Source organism: Pantoea pleuroti (assembly GCF_014156615.1).
GTDB classification, from domain to species: Bacteria; Pseudomonadota; Gammaproteobacteria; order Enterobacterales; family Enterobacteriaceae; genus Pantoea; species Pantoea agglomerans.
This window is the reverse complement of record NZ_SBFD01000005.1, coordinates 178,105-194,962: the sequence shown is the minus strand read 5'-3', so window position 1 is coordinate 194,962 and position 16,858 is coordinate 178,105. Positions and strand designations below refer to the sequence as shown.

Below are 16,858 nucleotides of genomic sequence, written 5' to 3'. Positions count from 1 at the left end.
GATTTTCAATGGCTATTCCACAACTGACCTCTTATCCGCTGCCAGCCGCCACCGAGTTGCCCAACAACAAAGTGAAATGGATGCTGGAGCCGGACCGTGCCGCCCTGCTGATCCACGATATGCAGCGCTATTTTCTCAACTTCTGGGGCGAAAATAGCCCGCTGGTTGAGCAGGTAGTCGACAATATTGCCCGGCTGCGTCGCTACTGCAAAGCGCAGGGCATTCCGGTGTTTTACACCGCTCAGCCAAACGCGCAGAGCGATGAAGATCGTGCGCTGCTCAACGACATGTGGGGACCGGGACTGAATAAACATCCCGATCAGCAGAAGATCGTGGATGCGCTGGCACCTGATGAGGACGATCAGGTCCTGACCAAATGGCGCTACAGTGCATTTCACCGCTCGCCGCTGGAGTCGATCCTGCAGGAGATGGGCCGCGATCAGCTGATTATCACCGGCGTCTATGCTCATATTGGCTGCCTGACTACGGCCACCGATGCGTTTATGCGCAATATTCAGCCGTTTATGGTGGCCGATGCGCTGGCTGACTTCAGCCGTGAGGAACATATGATGGCGCTGACCTACACCGCGGGCCGTAGCGGAAAAGTGGTGATGACCGCCGATCTGATGCCTGTGCCACTCAGCAAAGATGATCTGCGCGCGTTGATCCTGCCGCTGCTGGAAGATGATGATGCGCCGGAAGATGATGAAAACCTGATTGATTACGGTCTGGATTCAGTACGCGTGATGGCGCTGGCGGCACGCTGGCGTCAGGTACATCGTGATATCGATTTCGTCAGCCTGGCGAAAAATCCGAGCATTGATGGCTGGTGGGCGCTGCTGGCGCGGGAGCCGGCGAAATGAGCCACACATTCGACTTCAGCGGTAAAATCGTCTGGGTAACCGGTGCCGGCCAGGGCATCGGCTATCATACTGCGTTAGCCTTTCATCAGGCTGGCGCACAGGTCGAGGCCTTTGATCAACGTTTCAAGGGCCATGATTACCCGTTTCCCTGCCACACGATGGATGTGGCCGATCCGGCGCAGGTCAAAACGATCTGCCAGCGCGTATTGGCCGCGCAGCCGCGCATTGATGTGCTGGTCAACGCAGCCGGTATCTTACGGATTGGTGCTACCGATGAGCTGTCGTTTGCCGACTGGCAGGCGTGTCTTAACGTCAATGCGGGCGGCGCGTTTAATCTGTTCCAGCAGACATTGCCACGCTTTCGCGAACAGCGCGCCGGTGCCATCGTCACCGTCGCGTCTAATTCGGCTCATGCCCCGCGTATTGGCATGTCCGCTTATGGCGCTTCAAAAGCGGCGCTGCGCAGTCTCTGTCAGACCGTGGGTCTGGAGATGGCGCCCTATGGCGTGCGCTGCAACATCGTTTCACCCGGTTCTACCGACACCGATATGCAGCGCAGCCTGTGGCACACACCGACGGGTGAGCAGGAGATGATTGCCGGCTTCCCGGATCAGTTCAAGCTGGGTATCCCGCTGGGTAAGATCGCGCAGCCGCAGGAAATTGCGGCCACTGTACTGTTTCTCGCGTCGGATCTTGCCAGTCATGTGACGCTGCAGGATATTGTGGTTGATGGTGGCGCAACCCTGGGAGCCTGATGATGACAGCGATCTGGAAGCGATCCATGGATCTTCCCGCCCTGAATGCGCTGGGTGAGAACTCTCTGGTGGCCCATCTGGGTATCGTTTTTACCCTGATAGGTGATGATTACCTGGAAGCGACGATGCCGGTCGATGCCCGTACGCAACAGCCGTTCGGGCTGCTGCATGGCGGTGCGTCCGTGGTGCTGGCGGAGTCGATGGGCTCAATTGCCGGATATCTGGCGGTTGAGGAAGGCAGCAGCGTGGTTGGCGTAGAAGTGAATGCCAGCCATCATCGTGCGGTTTCTGCGGGTATGGTGCGGGGCATTTGCCGTCCACTGCATCTGGGTAAACGCAGTCAGAGCTGGCAGATTGAGATTCGGAACGGTCGGGATCAACTGTGCTGCAGTGCGCGCCTGAGCGTGGCGGTAATGAGCTAGCTGCCGACAGAACAATGCCCCCTTCCAGGCCTGAAAGGGGGCATTGCATATCACGCTGTAGCAGGCGATCGGTTAACGCTGATAGATAATTTCAACGCCTTCGTCGTCTTCATCATCCCAGTCTTCATCCCACTCTTCATCTTCCACTTCAACCGTGTTTTCAATGGTTTCTTTGTGGTAATCGTCCCACATGAACTCCACTTTCTCCGGCTGCTTCTCTTCAAGCTCCGCTTCTTTCGGGTTAGCGTTGATGAAGCTCATCACGTCCCAGCAGAGTTCGTTGACACCGGTACGGCTTGCGGCAGAAATCAGGTAATACTTATCTTCCCAGCCCAGCGCTTCAGCCACCGCTTTAGCCCGTGACTGCGCCTCTTCTTCACTGATCAGATCAATTTTGTTGAAGACCAGCCAGCGTGGCTTGTTGAACAGCTTCTCGCTGTACTTTTCCAGCTCGCCGAGAATGATGCGGGCATTTTCAACCGGATCGCTTTCATCGATGGGATCGATGTCAATCAGGTGCAGCAACACGCGGCAGCGCTCAAGGTGCTTCAGGAAGCGAATGCCCAGGCCTGCGCCATCGGCTGCGCCTTCAATCAGGCCAGGGATATCGGCCACGACGAAGCTCTGCTCGCTGTCCATACGAACCACGCCCAGGCTCGGCACCAGCGTGGTAAACGGATAGTCCGCCACTTTTGGCTTCGCTGCCGATACGGCACGGATAAAGGTCGATTTACCGGCATTCGGTAAGCCCAGCATCCCGACATCTGCCAGCAGCATCAGCTCCAGCTGCAGGTCGCGCTTTTCGCCCGGGGTACCCATGGTTTTCTGGCGCGGACTGCGGTTTACAGATGATTTAAAGCGGGTGTTGCCCAGGCCATGCCAGCCACCTTTGCCGACCATCAGTTTCTGGCCGTGACGCGTCATGTCACCCAGTGTCTCGCCGGTACCCTGATCGATAACCCGGGTGCCGACCGGCACTTTAACTTCGATATCTTTACCGCGTTTACCGGTACAGTCGCGGCTCTGGCCGTTCTGCCCACGCTCGGCGCGGAAAGATTTTTCGAAACGATAATCGATAAGGGTATTGAGGTTTTCATCAGCGATCAGATAAACGTCACCGCCGTCACCGCCATCACCCCCGTCAGGGCCGCCTCTCGGGATATATTTCTCGCGGCGGAAGCTTACGCAACCATTACCGCCATCACCGGCGACGACCAAAATTGTCGCTTCATCTACAAACTTCATTTTCTATCTCCGTCACACAATCGCCTGCAGCACTCTGCAGACGGGTCCGCCAGGGTCTTCTGCGCTGACCAGCGGCGGATAAATCAGGATTGGCTTTCGCCAGTGCGTACATAAAGTGTACAGCAAACTTTTGTGATGCGTCGCTTTTACCGCAACAGAGCGCAGAATGTAAAAAGCCCCGCAGGAGCTGCGGGGCCTTTAATTCGTGCGTTCAGACGTTAAACGTCTGCGTCACGACAACCTTACTCAGCAACGATGCTGATGTATTTACGGTTGTTCGGACCTTTAATTTCGAACTGTACTTTGCCGTCTGCGGTAGCAAACAGGGTGTGGTCACGACCACAACCTACATTGGTACCGGCGTGGAATTTGGTGCCACGCTGACGAACGATGATGCTACCTGCCAGAACAGATTCGCCACCGAAACGTTTTACACCCAGACGTTTTGCATTGGAGTCACGACCATTTCGAGTCGAACCACCAGCCTTTTTATGTGCCATTTGTCAGATCTCCTCTTATGCCGTGATACCAGTGATTTTCACATCAGTGAACCACTGGCGATGGCCTGCTTGCTTACGGTAGTGCTTACGACGACGAAACTTAACGATCTTAATTTTCTCGCCACGACCGTGAGCAACAACTTCTGCCTTGATCATTCCGCCTGAAACCAGTGGCGCGCCGATTTTCACGTCTTCGCCATTAGCAATCATCAGAACCTGGTCAAACTCAATCGTTTCACCGGTTGCGATGTCCAGCTTTTCCAGGCGAACGGTCTGACCTTCGCTTACTCGGTGTTGTTTACCACCACTTTGGAAAACCGCGTACATATAAAACTCCGCTTCTGCGCTTGCCTTTTAGTTCATCAGGCGGCGCGCTAAATATTCACAATAGGGCGCGAATTCTACGCAAAACTCCAGAAGAAGACAAGAGCACTTTGCACACTCTTGCAGAAAAAAAACACAGGCTGAATGCAACCGTTTCTCAGGCAGAAAATTCAAGTACAATCAGTAACAGATTACCTGAACGCTGGCTGGGTAAAAGCACTTACCATGGCAGAGATAACGAGTCATAGCTGAAAAGACGAATGAACTTAGAACAGATTAATGAATTAACCGCACAGGATATGGCTGCCGTTAACCAGACCATCCTCGACCAGCTGAATTCAGATGTCTCGCTCATCAACCAGTTGGGCTACTACATCATCAGTGGTGGGGGCAAGCGTATCCGTCCCATGATTGCCGTGCTATCCGCACGTGCCATGGGCTACAAGGGCGATCTGCACGTGACCAATGCGGCGCTGATCGAATTTATCCACACCGCCACGCTGCTGCATGACGATGTCGTGGATGAATCCGATATGCGTCGTGGCAAAGCGACCGCGAACGCGGCGTTTGGCAATGCGGCAAGCGTGCTGGTCGGTGATTTTATTTACACCCGCGCCTTCCAGATGATGACCAGCATGGGTTCGCTGCGTATCCTGGCGCTGATGTCAGAAGCGGTAAACGTGATTGCTGAGGGCGAAGTCCTGCAGCTGATGAACGTCAACGATCCCGACATCACCGAAGAGAGCTACATGCGCGTGATTTACAGCAAGACCGCGCGCCTGTTTGAAGCGGCCTCGCAGGCCTCGGCGATACTGGCTGAAGCCACACCTGAAGAGGAAAAAGCGCTACAGGATTATGGGCGCTATCTGGGCACCGCTTTCCAGTTAATTGACGATTTACTGGATTACAGTGCTGACGGCGAGACGCTGGGCAAAAATACCGGCGATGACCTGAGTGAAGGCAAACCCACGCTGCCGCTGCTGCATGCTATGCAGCACGGCTCACCTGAACAGGCGAAAATGATTCGTGAAGCCATTGAGCAGGGAAATGGCCGCCATCTGCTGGAACCGGTACTGGAAGCGATGAATCAGTGTGGTTCACTCGAATGGACGCGCAGCCGTGCCGAACAGGAAGCGGATAAAGCGATTGATGCCTTGCGCATTCTGCCCGAATCGCCGTGGCGCAGTGCGCTGGAGTCGCTGGCGCACATGTCAGTTCAGCGCGATTTCTGATCCCTCACGGAGCCTGACAGGCTCCGTTTTTACGTTCCTGCTCTCACTTCTTTTTGTTACCTCTTAGCTGTTGCACTCCTTTTGCATGCCACCCCACAGATCAGATGCTGGATCCAAATATTACTGGAAACTAATGGGAACTATTTGCTATAAAAACCCTAATCTTTCCAGATAACGGTAAAAAGGAAAGCTCACGTCCTGCTGGACGACGCAATGACAGGGAAAAGGAGAACAGGATATGCAAAAAAGGATGGAAGACTGGCACCCGGCTGACATTATCGCGGCGCTGCATAAGCGTGGAATGACACTGGCGGCGCTGTCACGCGCAGCAGGTCTCAGTTCATCAACGCTGGCTAATGCGCTGACACGTCCATGGCCCAAGGGCGAATGGTTGATCGCCGACGCGCTCAAGGTTCATCCGTGTGAGATCTGGCCCAGCCGCTATTACGATCCCGAGACCCACTGCCTGCTGGATCGCAGGAAACGTATCCGGACGCCCGTCGATCACTCCGATAACGCCTGAAAACTCAGGCGATCCTCAGGCGAAAAAAAACCAGCCCCCAAAGGAGGCTGGTTTTTTCAGAGCATCTGCGGGATTACTCTTCGCTGACGCGCTCAATGTTGGCGCCCATTGCTTTCAGTTTATCTTCGATATGCTCATAGCCACGATCGATGTGATAAATGCGATCAACGAACGTCGTTCCTTCCGCAATACAACCAGCCAGAACCAGGCTGGCAGACGCACGTAAATCGGTCGCCATCACCTGCGCACCTGACAGGGTTTCAACCCCATGACAGATCGCCGTGTTGCTCTCAATCTCAGCATGTCCGCCCATACGAATCAGTTCCGGGATATGCATGAAACGGTTTTCGAAGATGGTTTCGGTAATCACGCCCGTGCCTTCCGCGACCATGTTTAACAGAGTGAACTGCGCCTGCATATCGGTCGGGAAACCTGGATGCGGTGCAGTGCGCACGTTGACCGCTTTTGGCCGCTTGCCGTGCATATCCAGACTGATCCAGTCTTCACCGGTTTCGATATCGGCACCCGCATCACGCAGCTTGGCCAGCACAGCATCCAGCGTATCCGGCTGGGTTTTGTGACACATCACTTTGCCACCCGAAATGGCGGCAGCCACCAGGAAGGTACCGGTTTCGATACGGTCTGGCAGGACACGATAAACACCGCCACCCAGACGCTCTACGCCTTCGATGGTGATTTTATCGCTGCCTGCACCGCTGATTCTTGCGCCCAGGGTGTTCAGGAAATTGGCGGTATCGACAATTTCCGGCTCACGCGCCGCATTCTCAATCACGGTAGTACCGGTCGCCAGCGTCGCAGCACTCATGATGGTCACGGTCGCGCCGACGCTGATTTTGTCCATGACAATCAGTGCGCCCTTCAGGCGGCCATTGACTGACGCTTTCACGTAGCCCTCTTCCAGCTTGATCTCGGCACCCAGCTGTTCAAGACCGGTGATGTGCAGATCAACCGGACGCGCGCCGATAGCGCAGCCACCCGGCAGGGAAACCTGACCCTGACCAAAACGCGCTACCAGCGGGCCCAGCGCCCAGATTGAGGCACGCATGGTTTTGACCAGATCGTAAGGCGCACAAAATACATCTACCGCGCTGGCATCGACATGCACAGAACCGTTGCGTTCCACCTTCGCACCCAGCTGGCTCAGCAGCTTCATGGTGGTATCAATGTCGCGCAGCTTTGGCACATTCTGAATCTCGACCGGCTCTTCAGCCAGCAGCGCAGCAAACAGAATAGGAAGCGCGGCGTTCTTTGCCCCGGAAATGGTTACTTCACCACTTAAGCGGGTGGGGCCTTGCACACGAAATTTGTCCATTAACACGGCTCTCAATTAACTAGCTAAAGATTGGACTCGCCAGCGACGAGTTCACCACGCTGGGGATCAGAAACCGTTGAGTTTACGGTCACGCGCCCATTCAGCGGGAGTATAGGTTTTGATAGAGACAGCATGAATGCGGTTATCCGCGATGAATTCCATCAGCGGCGCGTAGACAGCCTGCTGCTTTTTCACGCGGCTCAGTTCGCCAAACAGTTCGCCTACGGCGATCACCTGAAAATGGCTGCCATCATTGCTCATCACATGCACTTCGTCTAAAGGCAATGCTGCCATCAGCACGGCCTGAATTTCACTGTTTTCCATTGGGCTTAACTTCACTTAATAATAATAAGGCTGACATAGTAGAGGAAAGCGGCTGACTCTTAAATACGCAAAAGCCCCTGTTGAAAACAGGGGCTTAGCATAACAACCGGATATCAGGCGCTTTTATCCGCAGAAACAATAATCTGTTGCAGATTGTAAAGCGTTATCAGCGAATGCAGTTTATCGCTGATGCCCGTAAAGCGAGGGGTAATACCCTGTGCTCGTGCGATTTCCCGCAAGTGCACCAGCAGGGCAAGCCCGGAAGAGTCCACACGCTCCAGCGCCGCAACGTCGATGGTATCGACATCTTTAATCAGCGTCTCACGTTGCTGCCACAGGCCCATCAGCGTGTCGCGATCCAGTTCGCCTTTCAGTAATAGCGTGCTGGCTTCCCGCTCCCAGCGTAACGATTCGTGCATTATTGTTGTTTATCCAGCGTGATTGGCTGTGCTGCAGAAGATTTCAGCTGCGCCGTCAGACCATCAATACCTTTGGTACGTAACAGATCGCTCCACTCATTTTGTTTGGTGGTGATCATGCTGACGCCTTCAGCGATCATGTCATACGCCTGCCAGTTACCGCTCTGGCTGTTTTTACGCCACTGGAAGTCGAGGCGAACCGGTGGACGACCATTTGGGTCGATAATGGAAACGCGAATAGCGACAATCTGGGCATCGCCTAACGGCTGCTCAGGTTGAATCTGGTAGCTCTGTCCGTTGTAAAGTGCCAGTGCCTGACCATAAGCCTGCGCCAGATAGTCACCAAAGGCGCTGAAGTAGGCTTCACGCTGAGCGGGGGTCGAATCACGATAGTAGCGGCCCAGCACTAACGCGCCCGCATATTTGATCTGCACATAGGGCAGCAGCTCCTGACGCACAATCTGACGCAGGTAGTTAGGGTCCTGCTTGATTTTCGGCTGCTCGTTTTTCAGACGGGTGAACGTCTTTTGCGCCGCTTCATTCATCAGTTTGTAAGGGTTGCTCTGATCAGCTGCGGTTGCCGTCAGCGGTACCGCAACCACCAGCATGGCAATCATCAGTAAACGTTTAAACATGGTATACCCTCTTCTTTAAGGTTGAGCCGGTGCCGCAGGCGCAGCACTGTCGCCTTCCTGCGCATCCTTGTTTTCACTGTTTTGTTTATTATCGCCGCTCTTATAAAGGAACTGACCGATCAGGTCTTCGAGCACCATGGCGGATTTCGTATCGCGCAGCGTATCGCCATCTTTCAGCATCGCCGAACCCAGTTCAGGATCGTCAAATCCTAAGTTGAGCGCCAGGAATTGCTCACCCAGCAATCCCTGAGTGCGAACCGCCAGCGAGCTGGTGTCTGAAATTTTATTCGCATACTGATCGCTGATGTCCATGGTGACACGCGGCAGCAGCGTTTTCGGCTCTAACGCAATGTTGGTCACCCGGCCAATCACCACCCCGCCAATCTTGACCGGCGAACTGGCTTTAAGACCGCCAATATTGTCAAAGGTGGCGTAGAGCTTCCACGTCGGCTCGGTGCCCATCGACTTTAAATCGGCGACGCGCAGCGCGAGAAACAGCGCCGCCAGTAACGCCATAATCATAAAAATGCCAACCCAGATTTCGCTTTTTTTGCTTTGCATTGCATCAATTCCCAAACATCAGTGCTGTCAGCACAAAATCCAATCCGAGCACCGCCAGTGACGCGTGCACCACAGTGCGCGTCGTCGCGCGACTGATCCCTTCAGAGGTTGGAATCGCATCATAGCCGTTAAACAGCGCAATCCACGTCACGGTAATGGCAAATACTGCACTTTTAATCAGGCAGTTAACCACATCGGCACGAAAATCGACGGCATTCTGCATCGCCGACCAGAAGAAACCAGGATCAATCCCTTTCCAGCTCACCCCGACCAGCGCCCCACCGGCAATCCCTACCGCGGTAAAAATCAGCGTCAGTAACGGCATACTGATAAAACCGGCCCAGAAGCGCGGCGAGACCACCCGGCGCAACGGGTCAACCGCCATCATCTCCATGCTGGAGAGCTGTTCAGTGGCCTTCATCAGGCCGATTTCGGCGGTCAGCGCAGACCCTGCCCGTCCGGCGAACAGCAGCGCGGTCACAACCGGCCCCAGTTCGCGCAGCAATGACAACGCCACCAGCATACCGAGGCTGGTTTCCGCGCCATACGTGTTTAAGACCAGATAACCCTGAAGGCCAAGCACCATGCCGATAAACAGACCGGAAACCACGATGATCAGCAGCGACAGCACGCCGACGCTATAAAGTTGTTTAATCAGTAGCGGCGTGTGTCTGCGGAACGCTGGCTTGCCCACCAGCGCATGAAAGAGCATGAGTCCTGCGCGTCCAAAACTGGCGCACGTTTCAATTCCCTGACGTCCAAATGTCGCCAGCGCCTTCAACACCATCAGTTTAGTTACTCCCTGAGCCGGTTAAATCAGCGAGATAGTCGCCGGCAGGAAAACGGAAGGGAACCGGACCATCCGCATCGCCATCAATAAACTGGCGAACGCGCGGGTCATTGTTCTCTCGCAACTCCGGCGTGGTGCCGTGTGCGATAATTTTTTGTCCGGCCACGATATAGGCATAGTCCGCAATACTCAGTACTTCCGGTACGTCGTGCGAGACCACAATACAGGTCAGGCCCAGAGCATGGTTCAGTTCATCAATGAGTTTTACCAGCACACCCATCGTGATCGGATCCTGACCGACGAAAGGCTCATCAAACATGATCAGTTCCGGCTCCAGCGCGATAGCGCGCGCCAGGGCCACACGACGCGCCATTCCGCCCGACAGCTCCGCGGGCTTCAGCTGGGCCGCGCCACGCAGCCCCACCGCTTCCAGCTTCATCAGCACTGTGCTGTGCAGCAGCGGAGGAGGCAGACGGGTATGTTCACGCAGCGGCCAGGCAACATTTTCATAGACCGTCAGGTCAGTAAACAGCGCGCCAGACTGGAACAGCATGCTCATTTTTTTGCGCGCTTCGTACAATTTAGTGCGAGACAATGACGGAATGTTTTCACCACGGAAAAAGATTTCACCGCTGGTCGGCTGAAGTTGCCCCCCAATCAAGCGTAGCAGCGTGGTTTTTCCTATCCCCGACGGCCCCATTATCGCCGTCACTTTGCCTTTCGGCACGGTCAGCGAAATGTCATCGAAGATGGTGCGATCTCCGCGCGAAAAACTCACGCCACGAACCTCAACCAGATTCGATTGCTGCTGGATCATTATAACCTCTTGTAAGGATCGGGCGTAAACATGGGGTACGATGGTAGCCTGTTCGGTCCTGATTCACGATAGCTTTACAGAAACTTACCGCTAAGATTTGGCGAAAATGGTCATTAAATTTACTTTTGCCGTCCGGACGGTCAAAATCAGCGCCTGTCTCGCCAAACAGAACCTTAAACCGGTCGGGAAAGGCATTGCCGGCCTGGGTTTTTACGCAAGGATTTTTCATGTTCGTAGCTTCTGCACTGCTGATTATCGGTTTGCTTTTACTGGCATATGGTGCCGATCGTCTGGTGTTTAGCGCCTCTATATTGTGTCGATCATTTGGCATCCCGCCACTGATTATTGGCATGACCGTTGTCAGCATCGGCACCTCGCTGCCAGAGATGATCCTCTCCTTTTCCGCCGCGCAGCATGGCCAGATGGATCTTGCTGTTGGCACCGCGCTCGGCTCGAATATTACCAATATTTTACTCATCCTGGGTGCCGCTGCGCTCATGCACCCGCTCAGCGTCCATTCTAATCTGATACGCCGTGAACTGCCGTTAATGTTGCTGGTTACCCTGCTCAGCGGTTTCATGCTGTTTGACAATCAGCTTAGTCGACTGGATGGAATAGGCCTGATCGCCATTGCCGCGATTTATCTGATGGTGGTGATTCGCATTGCGCGTAACGCAGAACGGGATAACAACGACACCCTGACCCGCGAGCAGCTGGCCGAGCTGCCTCGCGAAGAGAGCGGAAATACGGTGGCCTTTCTCTGGCTGGCCGTCGCGCTGATTATCCTGCCGATGTCGACACGAATGGTGATCGACAATGCCACGGCGTTTGCCGACTATTTTGGCGTCAGCGAACTGGTGATGGGCCTGACGCTGATCGCCGTGGGCACCAGCCTGCCCGAGCTGGCAACGGTTATTGCCGGTGCGCTGAAAGGCGAAGATGATATCGCGATCGGCAATCTGATCGGCGCCAACATTTATAATATTGCCATTGTGCTGGGTCTGCCGGCGCTGATTCACCCTGGCAGTGTCGATTATCACGCCTTCGCCCGTGATTACTGGGTGATGCTGGGAGTCAGCGTGCTGTTTGCCCTGCTCTGCCTGCTACGTCGCCGCCGCGTTGGCCGTACGGCAGGCTTATTTTTACTCTGTGGTTTCTTCGTCTGGGTGACGCTGCTGTGGATGCAGCCGGCATTCATGGACGGCTAACAAGGACAGACTCACTATGTCATATCAGCAACCAACAGCATTTGATTTCCAGCAGGCGGGGAAAACCGTACTGCGCATTGAGCGCGAAGGTCTGGAACAACTCGATCAATATATTAACGACGATTTCGCCCGCGCCTGCGCCCTGATCTACGCCTGTCAGGGTAAAGTGGTGGTGATGGGCATGGGCAAGTCTGGCCATATCGGCAAAAAAATGGCGGCGACCTTTGCCAGTACCGGCACGCCCGCTTTTTTTGTTCATCCGGCCGAAGCCAGCCATGGCGATCTGGGCATGGTGAGCAAAAATGATGTGGTCATCGCCATCTCCAACAGCGGTGAGTCGAACGAAATCCTCGCGCTGATTCCGGTTTTAAAGCGCCAGCACATCACGCTGATCTGCATGACCGGACGGCCTGACAGTGCGATGGGCCGGGTTGCCGATGTGCATCTGTGTGTCCATGTTCCGCAGGAAGCCTGCCCACTGGGACTGGCACCGACCACCAGCACCACGGCCACACTGGTGATGGGTGACGCGCTGGCGGTTTCGCTGCTGGAAGCGCGCGGCTTCACCGCGGAAGACTTTGCTTTGTCCCATCCTGGCGGTGCGCTGGGCCGTAAGCTGCTGCTGCATGTGGCTGATATCATGCACAGCGGCGATGAACTGCCGCACGTTACACGGGACGCCTCGCTGCGTGATGCGCTGCTGGAGATTACCCGCAAGAATCTGGGGCTGACGGTGATCGTCGACGATCTGATGAAAATTGAAGGTATCTTTACCGATGGTGACCTGCGCCGCATCTTTGATATGGGCATCGATTTCCAGCGTGCCACCATCGGGGAAGTGATGACGCCAGGTGGCATTCGCGTGCGGCCTAATATGCTGGCGGTGGAAGCCCTGAACCTGATGCAGACCAAAAACATTACCTCGATTCTGGTGGCCGATGACGACCATCTGCTCGGTGTGGTACATATGCATGACATGCTGCGCGCTGGCGTAGTCTGAACAGGAAGAAAAAATGCAACAGGCAACCCACCCGATTGAAACCTGCTACGGCCCGGTCAGCGCTGACGTTATGGCGCGCGCCAGCAGGATTCGTCTGCTGATCTGCGATGTCGATGGCGTGATGTCCGACGGGGTGATCTACATGGGGAATAATGGCGAAGAGCTGAAGGCATTCAACGTGCGGGACGGTTACGGCGTTCGCTGTTTGCTGACCGCCGATGTGGAAGTGGCTATTATTACCGGCCGCAATGCCCGTCTGATGGAAGATCGCTGCAAAACGCTCGGCATCCGTCATCTTTATCAGGGACAATCGGATAAGCTTTTGGCCTATCGTGAACTTCTGGATAAACTGTCTCTTTCCGACGACCAGGTCGCCTACATCGGTGACGATCTGATCGACTGGCCTGTTATGGCGAAAGTGGGATTAAGCGTGGCGGTGGCGGATGCACATCCAATCCTGTTGCCGCGCGCGCATTATGTCACGCGGATTGCCGGTGGACGCGGTGCAGTTCGCGAAGTATGTGACCTGATCTTAATGGCGCAGAACAAATTTGAGGATGCCAAAGGGCAATCAGTATGAGTAAAAGCAGGCGTTGGATAACGCTGATTCTGACCTTGATTGCACTGGTTTTGATCGGCTGGAATCTTACTAACCAGGATGACGAGGGCACGCCAGTCGGGACGGACACTCAGTCACCGACCTATACCAGTGCTGATTCACACACTGTGGTTTACAACCCGCAGGGCGCACTGTCATATAAACTGGTCTCTGACAAAGTGACCTATTTCTCGGATGATGAACTGAGCTGGTTCGACAATCCGGTCATGACCACCTTTGATGAGAACAAAATCCCTACCTGGACGTTACGCGCGGATAAAGCAAAGCTCACCAAAGATCGTATGCTTTACCTGTATGGCCATGTTGAGCTGAATACGCTGACGCAGGATTCTCAGCTTGAGCGGATCAAAACCGATAACGCCCAGATTAATCTTGTCACTCAGGATGTTACCTCTGATGACCAGGTGACATTGTATGGCCGCAGTTTTAACTCCACCGGCATGAAAATGCGCGGCAATTTACGGACAAAAAACGCCGAGTTAATCGAGAAGGTCAAAACCTCTTATGAAATTCAAAATGAACAAAAATAGCCTGAAGCTTTTACTGGCCAGCCTGCTGCTGGCAACCAGCGTTCCGGCGCTGGCTCTGACCGGTGACTCGGACAAGCCCGTCAATATTGACTCGCAGAATCAGGCGCTGGATTTGCAAGGCAATGTCGCGACCTTTACCGGCAATGTCATCGTGACGCAGGGCTCAATTAAAATCACGGCAGATAAAGTCGTCGTGACCCGTCCGGGCGGCGACAGCAAGAAAACTATCGTTGACGCCTACGGTAATCCCGCCACCTTCTATCAGATGCAGGACAGCGGTAAGCCGGTGCAGGGCCATGCCGCAAAACTGCACTATGAACTGGCTAACGATTTCGTTGAACTGACCGGCAATGCGTTCATTGAGCAGCAGGACAGCAACATCAAAGGCGATCGTATTACCTACCTGGTGAAAGAGCAGAAAATGCAGGCTTTCAGTCAGGGTCAGAACAAGCGCGTCACGACTGTACTGGTGCCGTCGCAACTTCAGGACAAAGGTTCGTCCAACAGCGGAAAGAAGAGTAACTGATAGCTATGGCCACATTAATCGCAGAAAACCTGGCGAAGGCATATAAGGGCCGTCGCGTGGTAGAAGATGTCAGCCTGCAGGTAAAATCCGGCGAGATTGTCGGCCTGCTGGGCCCGAACGGTGCCGGTAAAACCACCACCTTTTACATGGTGGTGGGCATTGTGCCGCGTGACGCTGGCCGCATTATTATTGATGATGAAGATATCAGCATCCTGCCGCTGCATGCCCGTGCGCGTCGTGGCATCGGCTATCTGCCGCAGGAGGCATCGATCTTCCGTCGCCTCAGCGTCTACGATAACCTGATGGCGGTCTTGCAGATCCGTGACGATCTGACCGAAGAGCAACGCCAGGATCGCGCCCGTGAACTGATGGAAGAGTTTCACATTGAGCACCTGCGCGACAGCATGGGCCAGGCACTTTCGGGTGGTGAGCGACGTCGTGTTGAGATTGCGCGGGCGCTGGCGGCTAATCCTAAATTTATCCTGCTGGATGAACCTTTTGCCGGTGTTGACCCCATCTCCGTTATCGACATTAAGAAGATCATTGAGCATCTGCGTGACAGCGGCCTCGGTGTGCTGATTACCGACCATAACGTACGCGAAACGTTAGCGGTCTGTGAGCGGGCTTATATCGTCAGCCAGGGGCACCTGATCGCGCACGGCACACCGAATGAAATTCTTGCGGATGAGCAGGTTAAGCGGGTTTATTTGGGTGAAGAGTTCAGACTCTGATAAGGTGTCGTTAATACCGATGTTTACCTGGGAACGATCATCCTGTCTATGAAGCAAGGTTTACAACTCAGGTTCAGCCAACAGCTGGCAATGACTCCGCAATTGCAACAGGCGATTCGCCTGCTGCAACTCTCTACGCTTGAACTCCAGCAGGAACTTCAGCTTGCGCTGGAAAGTAATCCGCTGCTTGAGCAGACTGACCTGCATGAAGAGATCGATTCACGGGAGTCTTCAGAGGCCGAGGCGCTGGATACACGCGAAGCGCTTGAGCAGAAAGAGATGCCTGATGAACTGCCGCTGGATGCGACCTGGGATGAGATCTACACCGCGGGCACGCCTTCCGGCACCGGCACCGATTACCAGGATGATGAGTTACCGGTTTATCAGGGCGAGACGACCCAGTCACTGCAGGATTATCTGATGTGGCAGGTCGGACTGACGCCGTTCAGCGATACCGATCGCGCCATTGCCACCTCTATTGTCGATGCTATTGATGACACCGGATACCTCACCGTTTCGCTTGAAGAGATCCTTGACAGCATCGGTGATGATGAGCTCGAAGCGGATGAAGTTGAAGCGGTGCTGAAACGCATCCAGCGCTTTGATCCGATTGGTGTCGGCGCGCGCGATCTGCGTGACTGCCTGCTGGTGCAGCTTTCACAATATGCGCCCGAAACGCCGATGCTGGCAGAGGCGCGCCTGATCGTCAGCGAACATCTCGATCTGCTGGCAAACCACGACTTCCGCAGCCTGATGCGGGTCACACGCCTCAAAGAAGAGGTGCTGAAAGAGGCGATGCTGCTGATTCAGTCGCTGGACCCGCGTCCGGGTCAGTCGATCAACACCGGCGAACCAGAATATGTCATTCCCGATGTGCTGGTACGTAAAGTCGGCAGCCGCTGGACGGTTGAACTCAATGCCGATAGCGTGCCACGCCTGAAGATCAATCAGCACTATGCGGCAATGAGCGGCGCGACGCGGAACGACAGCGACAGCCAGTTCATTCGCAGTAATCTGCAGGAAGCCCGCTGGCTGATTAAGAGCCTGGAAAGCCGCAATGATACCCTGCTGAAAGTGACGCGCTGTATTGTTGAGCAGCAGCAGGCCTTTTTCGAGCAGGGTGAAGAATTTATGCGCCCGATGGTGCTGGCGGATATTGCCCAGGCCGTTGAGATGCACGAATCGACCATCTCCCGCGTTACCACGCAGAAGTATCTGCACAGCCCGCGAGGCATTTTTGAACTGAAGTACTTTTTCTCCAGTCACGTTAATACGGAAGGTGGCGGTGAAGCCTCCTCTACCGCGATTCGTGCCCTGGTGAAAAAATTAATTTCGGCGGAAAATCCAGCCAAACCCTTGAGCGACAGTAAACTGACCTCCATGTTATCTGATCAGGGGATCATGGTGGCACGGCGCACCGTCGCCAAATATCGTGAGTCTTTATCCATCCCGCCATCGAACCAGCGTAAGCAACTGGTTTGAAAGAAATGAGAAGGAAGAC

The 16,858-nt window shown here is 54.6% G+C and carries 23 protein-coding genes; 12 read left to right on the top strand and 11 right to left on the bottom strand.

Features of this window, described 5'->3' with window-relative positions; genetic code table 11:
* The first annotated feature begins 8 nt into the window (after window positions 1-8).
* From EPG66_RS14040 to EPG66_RS14030, 3 genes are read left to right on the top strand one after another with little or no spacing between them, the layout of a single operon-like run.
* Window positions 9-863, top strand: coding sequence for an isochorismatase family protein (locus EPG66_RS14040; RefSeq protein WP_069025735.1), 855 nt, complete (start codon window positions 9-11; stop codon window positions 861-863).
* On the top strand, window positions 860-1,618 hold the full coding sequence (gene dhbA, locus EPG66_RS14035; RefSeq protein WP_033759623.1) for a 2,3-dihydro-2,3-dihydroxybenzoate dehydrogenase: 759 nt from the start codon (window positions 860-862) through the stop codon (window positions 1,616-1,618). The genes EPG66_RS14040 and dhbA overlap by 4 nt, the downstream gene beginning before the upstream one ends.
* A gap of 2 nt (window positions 1,619-1,620) precedes the next feature.
* Window positions 1,621-2,040, top strand: coding sequence for a hotdog fold thioesterase (locus EPG66_RS14030; protein WP_072006708.1), 420 nt, complete (start codon window positions 1,621-1,623; stop codon window positions 2,038-2,040).
* 72 nt (window positions 2,041-2,112) lie between these two features.
* On the opposite strand, the gene cgtA is transcribed toward EPG66_RS14030, so the two are convergent.
* The 3 genes from cgtA to rplU all read right to left on the bottom strand — a co-directional run bounded on the left by cgtA (window position 2,113) and on the right by rplU (window position 4,112).
* A complete protein-coding gene (gene cgtA, locus EPG66_RS14025) occupies window positions 2,113-3,285 on the bottom strand; it encodes an Obg family GTPase CgtA (protein ID WP_182687256.1) in 1,173 nt (390 codons plus the stop codon).
* Between the two features lie 242 nt (window positions 3,286-3,527).
* A complete protein-coding gene (rpmA, locus tag EPG66_RS14020) occupies window positions 3,528-3,785 on the bottom strand; it encodes a 50S ribosomal protein L27 (RefSeq protein WP_031592019.1) in 258 nt (85 codons plus the stop codon).
* Between the two features lie 15 nt (window positions 3,786-3,800).
* Window positions 3,801-4,112: a 50S ribosomal protein L21 gene (gene rplU, locus EPG66_RS14015; RefSeq protein ID WP_008925416.1), complete on the bottom strand. Its 312-nt coding sequence runs from the start codon at window positions 4,110-4,112 to the stop codon at window positions 3,801-3,803.
* A gap of 257 nt (window positions 4,113-4,369) precedes the next feature.
* Here rplU and ispB point away from each other — a divergent pair, with 257 nt between their 5' ends.
* Together ispB and EPG66_RS14005 are read left to right on the top strand one after the other, a co-directional pair.
* Window positions 4,370-5,341: an octaprenyl diphosphate synthase gene (gene ispB, locus EPG66_RS14010; protein WP_031592018.1), complete on the top strand. Its 972-nt coding sequence runs from the start codon at window positions 4,370-4,372 to the stop codon at window positions 5,339-5,341.
* A 238-nt stretch (window positions 5,342-5,579) separates the two neighbouring features.
* Window positions 5,580-5,864: a helix-turn-helix domain-containing protein gene (locus tag EPG66_RS14005; protein WP_069025732.1), complete on the top strand. Its 285-nt coding sequence runs from the start codon at window positions 5,580-5,582 to the stop codon at window positions 5,862-5,864.
* Between the two features lie 73 nt (window positions 5,865-5,937).
* On the opposite strand, the gene murA is transcribed toward EPG66_RS14005, so the two are convergent.
* The 8 genes from murA to EPG66_RS13965 all read right to left on the bottom strand — a co-directional run bounded on the left by murA (window position 5,938) and on the right by EPG66_RS13965 (window position 10,972).
* A complete protein-coding gene (gene murA / locus EPG66_RS14000) occupies window positions 5,938-7,197 on the bottom strand; it encodes a UDP-N-acetylglucosamine 1-carboxyvinyltransferase (RefSeq protein ID WP_010251868.1) in 1,260 nt (419 codons plus the stop codon).
* Between the two features lie 66 nt (window positions 7,198-7,263).
* A complete protein-coding gene (ibaG, locus tag EPG66_RS13995; protein WP_010251880.1) occupies window positions 7,264-7,521 on the bottom strand; it encodes a BolA family iron metabolism protein IbaG in 258 nt (85 codons plus the stop codon).
* A gap of 113 nt (window positions 7,522-7,634) precedes the next feature.
* Window positions 7,635-7,940: a lipid asymmetry maintenance protein MlaB gene (gene mlaB, locus EPG66_RS13990; protein WP_031592014.1), complete on the bottom strand. Its 306-nt coding sequence runs from the start codon at window positions 7,938-7,940 to the stop codon at window positions 7,635-7,637.
* The gene (gene mlaC, locus EPG66_RS13985) at window positions 7,940-8,575 is read right to left on the bottom strand and encodes a phospholipid-binding protein MlaC (protein WP_010251887.1); all 636 of its coding nucleotides are present in this window, start codon (window positions 8,573-8,575) and stop codon (window positions 7,940-7,942) included. The genes mlaB and mlaC overlap by 1 nt, the downstream gene beginning before the upstream one ends.
* A 15-nt stretch (window positions 8,576-8,590) precedes the next feature.
* Window positions 8,591-9,136, bottom strand: a complete 546-nt coding sequence (mlaD, locus tag EPG66_RS13980; protein WP_182687246.1) for an outer membrane lipid asymmetry maintenance protein MlaD — start codon at window positions 9,134-9,136, stop codon at window positions 8,591-8,593.
* A gap of 4 nt (window positions 9,137-9,140) precedes the next feature.
* Window positions 9,141-9,923, bottom strand: a complete 783-nt coding sequence (mlaE, locus tag EPG66_RS13975; RefSeq protein WP_010251894.1) for a lipid asymmetry maintenance ABC transporter permease subunit MlaE — start codon at window positions 9,921-9,923, stop codon at window positions 9,141-9,143.
* Between the two features lie 4 nt (window positions 9,924-9,927).
* Window positions 9,928-10,743 (bottom strand): phospholipid ABC transporter ATP-binding protein MlaF, encoded by an 816-nt coding sequence (gene mlaF, locus EPG66_RS13970; RefSeq protein WP_031592011.1) that lies wholly within the window; start codon window positions 10,741-10,743, stop codon window positions 9,928-9,930.
* The gene (locus EPG66_RS13965) at window positions 10,715-10,972 is read right to left on the bottom strand and encodes a hypothetical protein (protein ID WP_124889623.1); all 258 of its coding nucleotides are present in this window, start codon (window positions 10,970-10,972) and stop codon (window positions 10,715-10,717) included. Before EPG66_RS13965 ends, mlaF begins: the two co-directional genes overlap by 29 nt.
* On the opposite strand from EPG66_RS13965, the gene EPG66_RS13960 reads away from it, so the two are divergent.
* The 7 genes from EPG66_RS13960 to rpoN are packed head-to-tail and all read left to right on the top strand — an operon-like array spanning window position 10,971 to window position 16,839.
* Window positions 10,971-11,951, top strand: coding sequence for a calcium/sodium antiporter (locus EPG66_RS13960; RefSeq protein ID WP_069025731.1), 981 nt, complete (start codon window positions 10,971-10,973; stop codon window positions 11,949-11,951). The genes EPG66_RS13965 and EPG66_RS13960 overlap by 2 nt on opposite strands.
* A gap of 16 nt (window positions 11,952-11,967) precedes the next feature.
* Entirely contained in the window at window positions 11,968-12,951 is a 984-nt protein-coding gene (gene kdsD, locus EPG66_RS13955; protein ID WP_010251903.1) for an arabinose-5-phosphate isomerase KdsD, read from the top strand.
* Between the two features lie 13 nt (window positions 12,952-12,964).
* Window positions 12,965-13,531 (top strand): 3-deoxy-manno-octulosonate-8-phosphatase KdsC, encoded by a 567-nt coding sequence (gene kdsC, locus EPG66_RS13950; protein ID WP_182687244.1) that lies wholly within the window; start codon window positions 12,965-12,967, stop codon window positions 13,529-13,531.
* Window positions 13,528-14,100, top strand: coding sequence for an LPS export ABC transporter periplasmic protein LptC (gene lptC / locus EPG66_RS13945; RefSeq protein ID WP_064704933.1), 573 nt, complete (start codon window positions 13,528-13,530; stop codon window positions 14,098-14,100). The genes kdsC and lptC overlap by 4 nt, the downstream gene beginning before the upstream one ends.
* Window positions 14,075-14,626: a lipopolysaccharide ABC transporter substrate-binding protein LptA gene (gene lptA / locus EPG66_RS13940; protein WP_064704934.1), complete on the top strand. Its 552-nt coding sequence runs from the start codon at window positions 14,075-14,077 to the stop codon at window positions 14,624-14,626. The genes lptC and lptA overlap by 26 nt, the downstream gene beginning before the upstream one ends.
* A 5-nt stretch (window positions 14,627-14,631) precedes the next feature.
* On the top strand, window positions 14,632-15,357 hold the full coding sequence (lptB, locus tag EPG66_RS13935) for an LPS export ABC transporter ATP-binding protein (protein WP_003851107.1): 726 nt from the start codon (window positions 14,632-14,634) through the stop codon (window positions 15,355-15,357).
* Window positions 15,358-15,405: 48 nt separating this feature from the next.
* A complete protein-coding gene (gene rpoN / locus EPG66_RS13930) occupies window positions 15,406-16,839 on the top strand; it encodes an RNA polymerase factor sigma-54 (protein WP_031592007.1) in 1,434 nt (477 codons plus the stop codon).
* The last annotated feature ends 19 nt before the right edge of the window (window positions 16,840-16,858 follow it).